General features: G+C 75.5%; 15 protein-coding genes. 7 read left to right on the plus strand and 8 right to left on the minus strand.

Annotation, left to right across the window (positions count from 1 at the left end; all coding sequences use genetic code 11):
* Nucleotides 1-6 precede the first annotated feature (6 nt).
* Nucleotides 7-1,902, minus strand: coding sequence for a translational GTPase TypA (typA, locus tag ACVJO7_RS01895; protein ID WP_491671570.1), 1,896 nt, complete (start codon nucleotides 1,900-1,902; stop codon nucleotides 7-9).
* Between the two features lie 124 nt (nucleotides 1,903-2,026).
* On the opposite strand from typA, the gene ACVJO7_RS01900 reads away from it, so the two are divergent.
* A complete protein-coding gene (locus ACVJO7_RS01900) occupies nucleotides 2,027-2,176 on the plus strand; it encodes a hypothetical protein (protein ID WP_344026465.1) in 150 nt (49 codons plus the stop codon).
* A gap of 316 nt (nucleotides 2,177-2,492) precedes the next feature.
* Here the strand turns inward: ACVJO7_RS01900 and ACVJO7_RS01905 are convergent, their stop codons facing one another.
* Both ACVJO7_RS01905 and ACVJO7_RS01910 read right to left on the minus strand, forming a co-directional pair.
* Nucleotides 2,493-3,458 carry a type IV toxin-antitoxin system AbiEi family antitoxin gene (locus ACVJO7_RS01905; protein WP_491671430.1) on the minus strand — a complete coding sequence of 322 codons (966 nt, stop codon included), beginning with the start codon at nucleotides 3,456-3,458 and terminating at the stop codon, nucleotides 2,493-2,495.
* Nucleotides 3,459-3,616: 158 nt separating this feature from the next.
* On the minus strand, nucleotides 3,617-4,444 hold the full coding sequence (locus ACVJO7_RS01910; protein ID WP_491671431.1) for an NUDIX domain-containing protein: 828 nt from the start codon (nucleotides 4,442-4,444) through the stop codon (nucleotides 3,617-3,619).
* A gap of 123 nt (nucleotides 4,445-4,567) precedes the next feature.
* Here ACVJO7_RS01910 and ACVJO7_RS01915 point away from each other — a divergent pair, with 123 nt between their 5' ends.
* The 3 genes from ACVJO7_RS01915 (at nucleotide 4,568) to ACVJO7_RS01925 (ending at nucleotide 6,871) form a co-directional block, all read left to right on the plus strand.
* Nucleotides 4,568-5,548 (plus strand): ABC transporter ATP-binding protein, encoded by a 981-nt coding sequence (locus ACVJO7_RS01915; RefSeq protein WP_491671432.1) that lies wholly within the window; start codon nucleotides 4,568-4,570, stop codon nucleotides 5,546-5,548.
* A gap of 121 nt (nucleotides 5,549-5,669) precedes the next feature.
* Nucleotides 5,670-6,506 (plus strand): ABC transporter permease, encoded by an 837-nt coding sequence (locus ACVJO7_RS01920; protein ID WP_491671433.1) that lies wholly within the window; start codon nucleotides 5,670-5,672, stop codon nucleotides 6,504-6,506.
* 65 nt (nucleotides 6,507-6,571) lie between these two features.
* Entirely contained in the window at nucleotides 6,572-6,871 is a 300-nt protein-coding gene (locus tag ACVJO7_RS01925; RefSeq protein ID WP_491671434.1) for a 4a-hydroxytetrahydrobiopterin dehydratase, read from the plus strand.
* A gap of 40 nt (nucleotides 6,872-6,911) precedes the next feature.
* On the opposite strand, the gene ACVJO7_RS01930 is transcribed toward ACVJO7_RS01925, so the two are convergent.
* Nucleotides 6,912-7,724 carry a carbon-nitrogen hydrolase family protein gene (locus ACVJO7_RS01930; RefSeq protein ID WP_491671435.1) on the minus strand — a complete coding sequence of 271 codons (813 nt, stop codon included), beginning with the start codon at nucleotides 7,722-7,724 and terminating at the stop codon, nucleotides 6,912-6,914.
* A gap of 226 nt (nucleotides 7,725-7,950) precedes the next feature.
* Between ACVJO7_RS01930 and ACVJO7_RS01935 the strand changes: the two genes are divergently transcribed.
* On the plus strand, nucleotides 7,951-9,021 hold the full coding sequence (locus ACVJO7_RS01935; protein WP_344026478.1) for a 3-deoxy-7-phosphoheptulonate synthase: 1,071 nt from the start codon (nucleotides 7,951-7,953) through the stop codon (nucleotides 9,019-9,021).
* Between the two features lie 102 nt (nucleotides 9,022-9,123).
* Entirely contained in the window at nucleotides 9,124-9,546 is a 423-nt protein-coding gene (mscL, locus tag ACVJO7_RS01940; RefSeq protein ID WP_344026480.1) for a large conductance mechanosensitive channel protein MscL, read from the plus strand.
* A gap of 40 nt (nucleotides 9,547-9,586) precedes the next feature.
* On the opposite strand, the gene ACVJO7_RS01945 is transcribed toward mscL, so the two are convergent.
* From ACVJO7_RS01945 to ACVJO7_RS01955, 3 genes are read right to left on the minus strand one after another with little or no spacing between them, the layout of a single operon-like run.
* Nucleotides 9,587-10,003, minus strand: a complete 417-nt coding sequence (locus ACVJO7_RS01945; RefSeq protein ID WP_344026482.1) for a YunG family protein — start codon at nucleotides 10,001-10,003, stop codon at nucleotides 9,587-9,589.
* A 48-nt stretch (nucleotides 10,004-10,051) separates the two neighbouring features.
* Nucleotides 10,052-10,537, minus strand: a complete 486-nt coding sequence (locus ACVJO7_RS01950) for a GNAT family N-acetyltransferase (protein ID WP_344026827.1) — start codon at nucleotides 10,535-10,537, stop codon at nucleotides 10,052-10,054.
* 42 nt (nucleotides 10,538-10,579) lie between these two features.
* Entirely contained in the window at nucleotides 10,580-10,861 is a 282-nt protein-coding gene (locus ACVJO7_RS01955) for a hypothetical protein (protein ID WP_344026484.1), read from the minus strand.
* A gap of 146 nt (nucleotides 10,862-11,007) precedes the next feature.
* On the opposite strand from ACVJO7_RS01955, the gene ACVJO7_RS01960 reads away from it, so the two are divergent.
* A complete protein-coding gene (locus ACVJO7_RS01960; protein ID WP_358483290.1) occupies nucleotides 11,008-11,565 on the plus strand; it encodes a TetR/AcrR family transcriptional regulator in 558 nt (185 codons plus the stop codon).
* Nucleotides 11,566-11,670: 105 nt separating this feature from the next.
* Here ACVJO7_RS01960 and ACVJO7_RS01965 read toward each other — a convergent pair whose 3' ends face one another.
* Nucleotides 11,671-12,303 carry a hypothetical protein gene (locus tag ACVJO7_RS01965; RefSeq protein WP_344026488.1) on the minus strand — a complete coding sequence of 211 codons (633 nt, stop codon included), beginning with the start codon at nucleotides 12,301-12,303 and terminating at the stop codon, nucleotides 11,671-11,673.
* Nucleotides 12,304-12,691 lie beyond the last annotated feature (388 nt).

The following is a 12,691-nucleotide window of genomic DNA, read 5'->3' on the forward strand; positions in this document are numbered from 1 at the left end:
CCGGGCTCACTTGGCGGCGTTCGCCGCCGCCTTGGCCCGGGACCGGGCGCGGGCCCGCAGGTTCGGGTCCAGCTCGGTCTTGCGGATCCGCACGTTCTCCGGCGTGACCTCGACGCACTCGTCGGTCGCGCAGAACTCGAGCGACTGCTCGAGCGAGAGGATCGTCGGCGGAATCAGCTTGACCAGCACGTCGCTCGTCGAGGAGCGGATGTTGGTCAGCTTCTTCTCCCGGGTGATGTTCACCTCGAGGTCCTCGTTGCGCGTGTACTCGCCGACGACCATGCCGCCGTAGACGAGGGTGGTCGGCCCGACGAACAGGGTGCCGCGGTCAGCGAGCTGGTCGATCGCGTACGGCGTGACCGGCCCGGACCGGTCGGAGATCAGCGAGCCCTTGTTGCGGGTGCGGATCTCGCCGACCCAGGGGCCGTAGCCGTCGAAGACGTGACTGGCGATGCCGGCGCCGCGGGTGATCGTGAGGAACTCGGTGCGGAAGCCGATCAGGCCCCGCGACGGGACCCGGAACTCCATCCGCACCCGGCCCTCGCCGTGCACCATGTCGCCCATCTCGCCCTTGCGGGCGGCGAGCAGCTGGGTCACCGCGCCGAGGGCGTCCTCCGGGACGTCCACCGACAGCTGCTCGAACGGCTCGTGCAGCTTGCCGTCGATGGTCTTCGTGACCACCTGCGGCTTGCCGACGGTGAGCTCGAAGCCCTCCCGGCGCATCGTCTCGACCAGCACGGCCAGCGCCAGCTCGCCGCGGCCCTGGACCTCCCAGGTGTCCGGGCGCTCGGTGGGCAGCACCCGGACCGACACGTTGCCGACGAGCTCGGCGTCGAGCCGGTTCTTCACCAGCCGCGCGGTGAGCTTCTTGCCGGGGACCGGGTCGCGGCCGGCCAGCGGCGAGGTGTTGGTGCCGATCGTCATCGAGATCGCGGGCTCGTCGACGTCGATCCGGGGCAGCGCGACCGGCCGCTCCGGGTCGGCGAGGGTGTCGCCGATGGTCACCTCGGCGATGCCGGCGACGGCGACCAGGTCACCGGCGCGGGCCTCGTCGGCCGGGACGCGGGTGAGCGCCTCGGTCATCATCAGCTCGGTGATCTTGACCCGCGGCGTGCTGCCGTCCTCCCGGCACCAGGCGACCTGCTGGCCGCGGCGCACCACGCCCGCGCGGACCCGGCAGAGCGCGATCCGGCCCAGGAAGCTGGACGCGTCGAGGTTGGTGACGTGCATCTGCAGCGGGGCGTCCGGGTCGTCGGACGGCGGCGGCACGGTCGCCAGCAGCGTCTCGAACAGCGCGGTGAGGTCCTCGGCGTCGGGCAGCTCGCCGTCGCCGGGACGGATCCGGGACGCCTTGCCGGCGCGGCCGGAGGCGTAGACGACCGGGAGGTCGAGCAGGTGGCCGGTGACGGACTCGTCCAGGTCCAGCTCGTCGGCCAGCTCGAGCAGCAGCTCCAGGGACTCGTCGACGACCTCGGCGATCCGGGCGTCGCCGCGGTCGGTCTTGTTGACGACGAGCATCACCGGCAGGCCGGCGGTGAGGGTCTTGCGGAGCACGAACCGGGTCTGCGGCAGCGGGCCCTCGGAGGCGTCGACGAGCAGCACCACGCCGTCGACCATGGACAGGCCGCGCTCGACCTCGCCGCCGAAGTCGGCGTGGCCCGGGGTGTCGACGACGTTGATCGTGTAGCCCTGCCAGCTCACCGCGGTGTGCTTGGCGAGGATCGTGATCCCCTTCTCGCGCTCCAGGTCGCCGGAGTCCATCACGCGGTCGACGAGCTCGGCGCGCTCGCCGAAGGCGCCGGACTGGCGCAGCATCGCATCGACGAGGGTGGTCTTGCCATGGTCGACGTGCGCGACGATCGCGACGTTACGCAGCTCGGGACGGCCGGCCTGATCGGGCACGGCGTCGCTCTCGAGCGCGGAGCGAGCATCGAGGGCCGAGGCGGAACGAGGGATGGTCACACCTCCACGGTATCCGGGGCAACCCCTGGTCCCTGCGCCGGGCGCAGGTTAGCCTGGCCTCCTCATGGGCAAGGTGAAGAAGAAGTGCTGCCGGTCCAAGCCGAAGCGCTGCAAGAGCTGTCCGGTCGTCGCGATGCGGTTGCGCAAGGCAGGTGCGGACGATCTGAGCGGCAAGGCCTTCGAGCGCGCACTGAAGATCGCGCGCATCTACTGACACGTCCGTCAGGGCGCTGACCGGCCACGACACCGTTCGCGCGGGCACCGCAGTGCGCCGCGGAACGGTCCGGCCGCGGCGCCTGCGCGGGCGCGTGGGCGCCCGCCCGGGCGACCCGCAGATCCGCCGCGAACGTCCTCGACGGGGCCGCCGGCCGGGCTCTGCGAGTCCCGTCCGGCCATGGCCGGAATCACATCGTCGTCCCGGTCACTCCTGCCCGGCGGCACCGCCCGTCCGGGTCCCGGCCGGCTGCCGTGCACCGGTCCGGCACATCCCGTCCGTCCGGTGTTCACACCGCCGCCCAGGCCGCCGCTGTTCATGCTGCGCGCCCGGCCGCGCCGCCGCCGGGGCCGCCGGGGCGGCGGGTCAGCGCGAGCCGCAGCGCCGTCAGCGTGGCCGCCGGACGCAGCCACGGTTCGGCCGGATCGAGCACGAACACCCGCCAGCCGTGCCGTCGCAGCACGGCCTGCCGCCAGCCGCTGCCCGCGCGCGCCCCGGCGTGCCCGTCGATCTCCACGGCGAGCCCGGCGCCGGGGAACGCCAGCGGCAGCACGATCCCGGCCACCGGATGCGCGCACCGCCAGCCGCGGATCCGGTCCCGCAGCAGCAGGACGCGCAGCCGGTGCACCGCCCGGTCGGCCGCCCGCCGCGACGTCTCGGCCAGCAGCCTGCCGCTCTCCGCCGACCCGTGTGCGCCCAGGTTGCGTGAGTGCGCGGCGGTGAGCGCCGCCAGATCCGGGCCGGCCCCGCACAGGACGTGTTCCAGGAGTTCGGCGCCGGGCACCCCGGGATCGAGCACGGTCTCCAGCACGGCGAGCGCCGGAGCGGCGACGGCCATGCCGGTGTGCCCGGCGACGTCGGCCGGGTCGAGATCGCGTCTGCGAACCCGGATCCCGGCGCGCGACCGGGGTGCCCGGCAGCGCGGGACCGTCACGGTGACCTCGGCGGGTGCGGTCGCGAGCAGGCCCCAGCACCAGGCGGCCGCCGCCCCGGTCAGCACCGCGTCGTCGCCCGCCCACAGCACCGCGGCGCGGATCCGGGCCCGCTCCGAGGTGGGGCCCGCGGGATCGCGGTAGACCCGGGGATGGACCGGCTCCCAGCGCCGGGCCGCGAGCCGCCGGTCGACGACGTCGCGGGACAGGCCGTGCGCGAGGGCCTGGGCCCGGGTCACCAGTCCGTCCTGCGCGGTGACGAGCCGGGCGAGCGGCGCCGGGAGCGGCCGGGCGGCGTTCGTCGGGGTCGGGGTCGGGGTCGGGACTCTGGTGACGGGATTCCGGTTCATGTGGCTTGGACGACGCCGGGGCCCTCGCGGTTCCGGCCCGTCCCGGATGATCTCCACTTCGGCACCGGCGACCGCGCCGGGCCGGCACCGGTCCGGCGCTGGATCAGCACCGAATCAGCACCGGACCAGCGCCGGACCAGCGCCGGACCAGCGCCGGATCAGGGCCGCAGCAGCCCGAGCAGCTCCGCGACGACCGCGCGATCGGCGTCCAGCCAGCCCAGCGCCGCGATCTCACGCACCCCGACCCAGCGCAGCGCCCGGTGCTCCCGCGGCTGCGGCTCCGGCGATCCGGGCAGCAGCCGGGCGGTGTGGATCCGCAGCACGCGACGGCCGATCGGCAGATCGGTACCCAGCCGCTCGCCGATCTCCACCCGGGCGTCCAGCTCCTCGGCGCACTCCCGGACCAGCGCTCCGGCCTCGGACTCCGCCGGCTCCACCCCGCCGCCCGGGAGCTCCCAGCGGCCGGCCAGCGCGGCCGGGTAGGACCGCTGGGCGGCCAGCAGCCTCCCGTCCCGCACGATCGCCGCACCGACGACGACCGGTGCCACGCTCAGCTCGCCGGCCCGCTCGGCCAGCGCGTCGCGGCGGGCGTCGAGCAGCCGGTGTCCGTAGCGTCGCAGTACCGGGTCGGTGAGCCGGCCGAGCCCGCCGAGCGGCGCCGTCCAGGCGAGCTCGTCCCGCACCAGGGTCCCGCCGGTGCCGTCCGCGACGATCCGGGTCGCGTGCCGCAGCGCGGCCGCCGGGCCGGCCGCGAGCTCGGACCACAGGCCGTCCCGGCCGGCCCGGGTGATCCGGGTCCGGCAGCCGACGAGCCCGCCCGGGAGGGTCACCCGGACCTCGTCGCCCGCGACGAGCAGCGCCGCCTGCGCGGTCAGCCGGGCACCGGCCCGGGCGACGGCGGCCGCGGCCGGCGCCGTCTCCCGCAGCACGCCCGCCACCAGCTCGGGCGGGCCGGCCACGCGATGGTCGAGACTGATCACCGGCACGGCACCGATCCTCGCAGGGCGGTGCGGACGGGTGCGCGGCACCGGTGGGTGCCGGGAGTGGACGTCACCGGTGGATGTTGCCGAAACGGCCCGCCCACGGTCCCGGACGGCCACCCTGTCCCGGTGCACCCGACCGTCACCCTTCCGCCCGGCCGCCCACCCGCCGTCCGCGCCGTCGGCCTCGGCCGTGGCTTCCGCGGGGTCCGGGCCGTCGACCGCGTCGATCTCGACGTCCCGATGGGCTCCGTCCTCGGCCTGCTCGGTCCGAACGGGGCGGGCAAGACGACGTTGATGCGGATGCTGCTCGGGTTGCTCGCGCCGACCGAGGGCACGGTCGAGCTGCTCGGCAGGCGGTTGCCCGGGCGGGCCGCCGAGGTGCTGCCGCACGTCGGCGCGCTGATCGAGCTGCCCGCCGTGCACCCGCACCGGACGGGCAGGCAGAACCTGCTCCGCTACGCCGCCGCCGAGCCGCTGCTGGACACCGCCCGGATCCCGTCCGCGGTCGCTGCGGTGCTGCACCGGGTCGGGTTGTCCGGGGCCGCCGACCGCCGGGTGCGCGAGTACTCGCTCGGCATGCGCCAGCGGCTCGGCCTGGCGGTCCCGCTGCTCACCCGGCGCCGCCTGGTGGTGCTCGACGAGCCGACCAACGGTCTCGATCCGGCGGGCACCCGCGACGTCCGGCGGCTGATCGGTGAGATGCACACGGCCGGGGCGACCGTCGTGATCAGCTCGCACCTGCTCGGCGAGATCGAGGCGACCTGCACCCACGTCGCCGTGCTCCGGGCCGGCCGGCTGCTCACCGCCGGGCCGCTGGACGAGCTGCTGGGCGGCGCCCCGGACCTGCTCGTGATCACCACCCCGGGCGGCGGCCGGGCCGTGCAGGCCCTGCGGCAGCGCGGGTTCGACGCTGTCGCCGCGGCCGACGGCCGGGTGCACGTGCCGGGGGCGCGGGCCCCCGAGGTGGTGGCGCTGCTGGTGCACGCCGGCGTCGCGGTGCACGAGGTCACCCGGCCCACCGTCCGGCTGGAGGACGTGTTCGCCCGGCTCACCGGCGACACCGGCGGGCCCGGGTCCCCCGCGGTGCCGGTCGGGGCGTACCGGTGAACCCGCCCGCCCGTCCCGGCCGGCCGGGGTGCCCGGCGGTGCCGGCCGGGTTGCACCGGGTGAACGCGTCAGTCCGTCCCGGCCGGCCGGGGCGCCCGGCGGTACCGGCCGGGTTGCACCGATGAGCGCGCCCGCCCGGCCCGGTGCCGGCCGGTTCCCGCAGCCCGGTCCGCCGGCGGACCGTCCGGCCCGTACCCGGCGCCGGACGGCGGCGCCGCTGTCCCGGCTGCTGCGCTCGGAGATCGAGCTGGCGCTGGCCCGCCCGCGGACCGCGGTCGCCCTGGCGGCCGCCGCGCTCGTCCCGATCCTGGGGGCGGCCGCGCTCGCGGCGAGCGGCCCGGAGCGCTACGCCTACGTCCTCGGCGTGCTGATGGTCGCGCTGGCCGAGCCCGCCGCGTTCTCGCTCGGCATGCCGGTGGTGCTCGTCGCAGCGGACGCGTTCGCCACCGAGCGGGCCCGCGGCACCCTGGACGGGCTGCGGCTGTCCCCGGTCGGGCCCGGCCGGCTGGTGCTGCTGAAGGCGTCCGCCGTCGCCGCCGCCGCGGTGCTGGCCTCGGTCGTGGTGGTCGGCACCTCGCTGCTCGCCGGTTGGGCGGCGCTCGGGGTGGGACCGTTCGGGACCGGCCCGACGCTGGCCAGGGCGCTGTTGCTCACGGTCTGGACGGCCGGTCAGCTGACCGGATTCGGCATCCTGCTGCTCGCCGTGTCGGCGGCGGCGCGGCGCCCCTCGGTCGTCGTGGTGGCCGGGCTGGTGGCGCTGGTCGTCGCGCCGCTGGTGGCGGTGCTGTGGGGGCCTGCGGCACCGGCGCTGCCGACCGGGCACTGGCACGAGGTGCTCGCGGGCACGTTCAGCGCGCCGGTGGACACCGCAGCGGCCTGGGCGACGACGCTGCGCGCGGCCGGGTTCGCCGTCGCCGGCGCCGGCGTCGCCGGGTACCTGCTGGGGCGTGGCTCGTGACCGCCCGCGGACCGTGCACGGCGGGCCGCCGGGCCGGATCGGGGCGGTTACGCCACGATGGGGCGATGGCCACCCCCAAGCTGTCCGACGCCGAGATCACCGCATCGCTGCTGAAGCTCCCGGGCTGGGAGCGGGACGGCGACGCGCTCGTCCGCACCGCGAAGCTGCCCGACTTCGCCGCCGCGATAGCGGTGGTGGACCGGGTCGCCGACGACGCCGAGGCCGCCGACCACCACCCGGACATCGACATCCGCTACAACACGCTGACCTTCCGGCTGTCCACCCACTCCGAGGGCGGGCTGACCGCGAAGGACACCGACCTCGCCGGGCACATCTCGGACCGGATCACCGCGGCCGGCGGCTGAGCGGCACCCCGGACACCGGCCGGACGGCCCCGGGGACCTCTCAGAAGCGCCGGTTGCGCAGCACCGGGACCTGCTCGCGCACCTGCCCGGCCACGGCCGGGTCGAGGTCCACGACGAGCAGACCCGGCTCCGCGCCGAGCCCGTCGACGATCTCGCCCCGCGGACCCGCCACCAGGCTGTACCCGATCCCGGTCGGCGCCCGGCCGTGCTCGCCGCCGACGGTGGTCGGGTCGGCCTGGTCGCAGGCGACCACGAACGAGCCGGTGTCCAGCGCGCGGGCCCGCACCAGCAGCTCCCACTGCTCGCGCTTGCCCTCCCCCGCCCCCCAGGACGCCGGGACGACGAGCACCGTGGCGCCGGCGTCGGCGAGCCGCTGGTAGAGGCCGGGGAACCGGACGTCGTAGCAGGTGGACAGGCCCACGGTGACCGGATCGGTGCCGGCGCCGTCCGCCTCCGGGAGGCCCACGGTCACCGGCTCGGTCCCGGCGGCGACCGTGTCGGACTCGGCGAACCCGAAGGCGTCGAACATGTGGATCTTGTCGTAGTGCGTGTCCACGCCGCCGCCGGTGACCAGCAGCGTGTTGCGGACCCGGCCGTCGCCGGACGGGGTGAACATCCCGGCGGCCACCGTCGCCCCGTGCTCGGCGGCGAGTGCGCGCACCCGGCCGGCCCACGGGCCGTCCAGCGGCTCGGCGACCGGGCCGAGCGGCACCCCGAAGCGGCACATCGTGGCCTCCGGGAACAGCACCAGCCGGGCCCCCGCGGCGACCGCCTCGCGGGTGAGCCGGTCGACCTCGGCGAGGTTGGCATCCGGGTCCGGGGTGGAGGAGATCTGGGCGAGCGCGATCCGCATGCGTCGGTGGTACCACGCGGCCGGGCCGGGCACGCGCTCGATCTCCGGACGCCGGGTGGGGTACGGTCGGGTCGTGCACAGCGCCTACTACTGGTTTCGCCAGCCGGCCCGGGATGGGTCGGCCGGTGCTGTAGTGCGCTGACCCTCCATCCCTCGAGCCGGCATCACGGACCGGCTCGGGCGAGGTGATCCGGGGCGGTCCGCCGGGAAAGGACCGCGGTCCCCGATGAGTACCCCCACCGCTCCGCTGCTGGACGCCCCGCTGGACGACCGGCGCATCGAGCGGATCAGCCCGCTGATCTCCCCCGCGCTGCTGCGCCACGACCTGCCGTGCACCCCTGCGGTCGCCGACACGGTCACCCGCGGTCGCGCCGCTGTCACCGGCATCCTCGACGGCGCCGACGACCGGTTGCTGGTCGTCGTCGGCCCCTGCTCGGTGCACGATCCGGACGCCGCGCTGGACTACGCGCGGCGGCTGGCCGACCGGGCCGCGGAGCTGTCCGGCGAGCTGTGCGTCGTGATGCGCACCTACTTCGAGAAGCCACGCACCACCGTCGGCTGGAAGGGCCTGATCAACGACCCGGGCCTGGACGGCACGTTCGACGTGAACCGGGGCCTGCGCACCGCCCGCAAGCTGCTGCTCGACATCTCCGCGCTGGGCCTGCCGGTGGGCTGCGAGTTCCTCGACCCGATCACCCCGCAGTTCATCGCCGACGTCGTCAGCTGGGGCTCGATCGGCGCCCGCACCGCGGAGAGCCAGGTGCACCGGCAGCTGGTCAGCGGCCTCTCGATGCCGGTCGGGATCAAGAACGCCACCGACGGCGACGTCCGCGCCGCGGTCGACGGGATGCGCGCGGCGGCGGCCTCGCACGTGTTCATGGGGGTCAACGCCGACGGGCTCGCCGGCCTGGTGACCACCACCGGCAACCCGGACACCCACGTGATCCTGCGCGGCGGCGCCCGGCCCAACTACTCCGCCGACGACGTCGCCGCGGTCGCGGCCCGGCTGCGGGAGGCCGGCCTGCCGGACCGGGTGGTGGTCGACGCCAGCCACGGCAACAGCGGCAAGGACCACGTGCGGCAGGCCGGCGTGGTCGGCGAGCTGGCCGGCCGGATCGCCGCCGGGGAGCGCGCGGTGACCGGCCTGATGATGGAGAGCTTCCTCGTCGAGGGCCGCCAGGAGCTCGGGCCGGACATGGTGCGCGGCCGGTCGGTGACCGACGCCTGCATGTCCTGGGACACCACCGACGCGCTGCTCGGGACGCTCGCCGACGCCGTCCGGGACGGGCGCCGCTGAGCCCCGGCACGGCGTGGTGCGCCCCCGTGCCGGCCCCGGTGGTGCCAGGCTCTGGACCCGGCCGGTCGGTTCACCGGCCGGGTCGACCGGGAGGGGACGGGCATGTTCAAGGGTTTCAAGGACTTCCTGATGCGCGGGAACGTCGTCGATCTCGCGGTGGCCGTGGTGATCGGCGCGGCCTTCACCGCGGTCGTCACGGCGTTCACCGAGGCGTTCCTGGAGCCGCTGATCCGGCTGGTGTCGGGGGGCGGCGAGCTCGGCGGCACCTTCGTGGTGAACGGCATCGAGTTCAACTGGGCGATGTTCGTGAACGCCGTGATCACCTTCCTGATCACCGCGGCCGTCGTGTACTTCCTGGTGGTGCTGCCGCTGAAGACGGTCCAGGAGCGGCGCAAGCGCGGCGAGGAGGAGGGCCCGGCCGATCCGACGGAGGTCGAGCTGCTGGTGGAGATCCGCGACCTGCTGCGCGAGGGACGCCGGGACGAGGCGGCCGGCCGGCACGCGGCGGGCGGCCCCGCCGACTGACCGCACCGCCCCGGCCGCCGGTCCGGCGGCCGGGCCCGGCTCAGCGGGCGGCACCGGGACCACCGATCCGGGCCAGCACCCGTCGGCGCAGCAGCGCGTACTGGGCCCCGCAGCGCCGCGGCGGCCCGGGCGGTCGGACCACCACCCGGGGCGGCTGCACCGTCTCCCCCGGGGCGAACTGGTCGCCGGTCAGGTCGATCTCGACGCCACCGGGCAACCGGTTCCACCAGTGGTAGCCCTGCAGCCGGCCGTCCGGATGCCACACCTCGGCGAGCAGCAGATCGCCGCCGAACAGGTCGTGCAGCACCAGGGCGGTGGCCCCGCACTGCCCGCGCGAGGGCAGCCGGGGGCTCCAGCCGGCGCGGTCCGCGTCGTCACAGGTGTCCCGGTCCCAGGACGACCGCACGGCGGCGGCGACCTCGGTCAGGGTGGGCACCGGCCCGGCTGCGGTGGTCATGGGCGCAACGCTAGGACCCACCCCTGACAGTTCCGGCTCCGCCGCAGGTCAGGGCCCGTCCGGGACCGGCAGCGGGAGGGCGCGCTCCATCCGGTGCTCGGTGATCCCGTCCGGCCGTTCGACCACGCCGAGATCGGCGAACCCGTGCCTGCGGTACAGCGCCGCGGCCCGCTCGTTGCCGACGACGACGTGCAGGGCCAGCCGCCGCGCACCCCACCCGACGGCGTGCTCGGAGACGGCCGCGATCAGCGCGTCGGCCACCCCGGTGCCGCGGGCGTGCGGAGCGACCCACAGGGCGACCAGGTCGGCGACGCCGTCCGGATCCGGCGGCACCGCCACCACCTGCGCGCACGGCCGGCCGTCCAGCTCGGCGACCAGGTAGCGGCCGGGGGCGTGCAGCCGGTCCCGCCACTCGTGCTCACCGGCACCCACCCAGTCCGCGAGCCGGCTGTGGAACGCCTGCGGCGCCTCGGCCAGCGCGGCCAGCCGCAGGTCGCGCCAGGTCCGCCAGTCGTCGGGACCCAGCGCCCGCACGGTGATCAACGAGCGCCTCCCGGGTACGGACGGACGCCGAACCTAGCAGCGCTGCGTCCGTCCGCGGTCGTGCGACCGGCGTGCCATCGAGCCGGTGACGGCGAGGCAGCCGCAGGCGACCACGGCCGTCGTCTGGAGCACCGGATCGCCGTGCACCAGCAGCGTCACGACCAGGGCGGCGACCAGAGCCGCGCCGGTGCCGCCGGCGGCCGGCGGCCGGGCGGCGGCCGGCAGGGCGGCGCGGAACCCGGCCGCGGCGGTGCCGAGCGCGGCCGCGAGCAGCAGCGCCACAACCGCGTCCCACCAGGTCCACCCGGTCGTCACCCGGCGCTCCGTCCCGGCGCCCGGCGGCGCCCCGCGGACCAGCATGCCGGGGCCGGCCGCGCCGGGCCTCGGCAATCCTGATGATCCACAGCCGGTCCGGGCGCGGACGGACGGCGCGCCGGGAGCCGAGCTGCGAGGATGCCGCGGTGGATCCCAGGGTGGTGCGGACACGCCGGCGGCTGCAGGACGCGCTGCTGGCGCTCGCCCGCGAGCGCCTGCTGGAGGCGATCACCGTCGCCGACGTCGCCGAGCGCGCCGGGGTGAACCGCAGCAGCTTCTACCAGCACTACACCGACAAGGAGTCGCTGCTCGCGGACGCGCTGAGCGCGCAGGCCACGCTCGCCGGGGCGGACCTGTCCGACCTGGTCCTGGCCGAGATCGGGGCGCAGCCGCCGGCCGCGCTGCTGCGCTGGTTCGCGCACGTGTCCGATCACGCGACGCTCTACCGGCAGGCGCTCGGCGGTGCGGCCGCACCGGACGCGGCCGCGGTGATGCGGCGCTGGATGCAGGGCTTCGTCGCCGACACCGCCCAGCGGATGGGCTTCGCCGAGTCCGACGCCGGGATCCCGCTGGACGTGTTCGCGGCCGGGATGACCTGGTCGTTGCTCGGGGTGGCGGCGAGCTGGCTGGAACGCGATCCGCTGCCCGCCCCGGAGGTGGCCGCCGGGTGGGCGTGGCGGATGCTGGTGCGCCGGGACTTCTGAGCCTGCTCGGCCGTCCCGGACCGGCCGTGCCGCCCGGGCCGGGTCCATCGGCCCGGGCGGCACGTGCCGCCCGCGGTGCGGGTCGGTGCGGGTCGGTGCGGGCTGTCAGCCCTGGACGATCCCGGAGTTGCTCTGGTCCACCGAGGTGGTCGACTGCGAGACCGGGCCGCTGGAGAGCAGGCCGCCGATGTTGATCGACGGGTTGACGGTCGCGTCGATCCCGATCAGGCCGCCCTTCTGGGAGGCGTAGCCGCCACCCGGGCCGTGCCCGGAGCCGGACTGCAGCACGCCGCTGTTGGAGCGGTCGACGGTGGTGGTGGACTGCTCGACCGCACCGGAGTTGAGGATGCCGCCGAGGTTGACCGACGGGCTCACGTCGAGCCCGAGGCCGACCAGGTCGTCGACCTGGACGGCGTGGCCGGCGCCGCAGCCGGACTGCACGATGCCCGAGTTGGACTCGTCGACGGCGGCGATGTGCTGGGAGACCGGGCCGCTGTTGGCGATGCCGCCGATGTTCAGGGCCGGGTCGACGGCCGCGTCGAGACCGAGCAGGCCGCCCTCCTGCGAGGCGAAGGACGGGGCGCAGTCGCGCTTCTTGTCGTGGCCCTTGCCGCTGTCGTGGTAGTCACCGGCGAGGGCCATCCCGGCGGAGCCGAGGGCGAGCGGGACGGTCAGGGCGCCGACGGTGGCGATCCGCCGCGCGGTACGGCGGGAGGAGGACGTCTCGGGGGCGTTCATGGCTCTCCTTCTCATCTGTGTGAACCGACCGTCAGCTTTCACGCTGTGTCACGGCCCGGTGTCGCAGAACGTACGGAATGCCTCCACGCAAGAGGACGTCGCCCCTCACTTGGTGCCCCATTCATCCGGTTCTCCGACGACAGTCCTACCGCTCGCCGTTGATCAACTACACATAGTGCTATCCAGCAGGTGTTGGATAGCACTCTCCGTGAGATTTCGACACTTCACAGATCGTTACGGGCGACCCTCGACAAGAGGCGCAGATCACATCGGTGCAACGCCGGCGCGACCGACACGTCCTAGGGCCCGACCACTTTCCGGCGATCCGGCGCGACACCCTCTCGACTGGCCGACGACGTGCCGAAGTGACCCGGTCGGAGCAACGACG

The sequence above is a fragment of the Pseudonocardia sp. DxW genome (assembly GCF_058448985.1).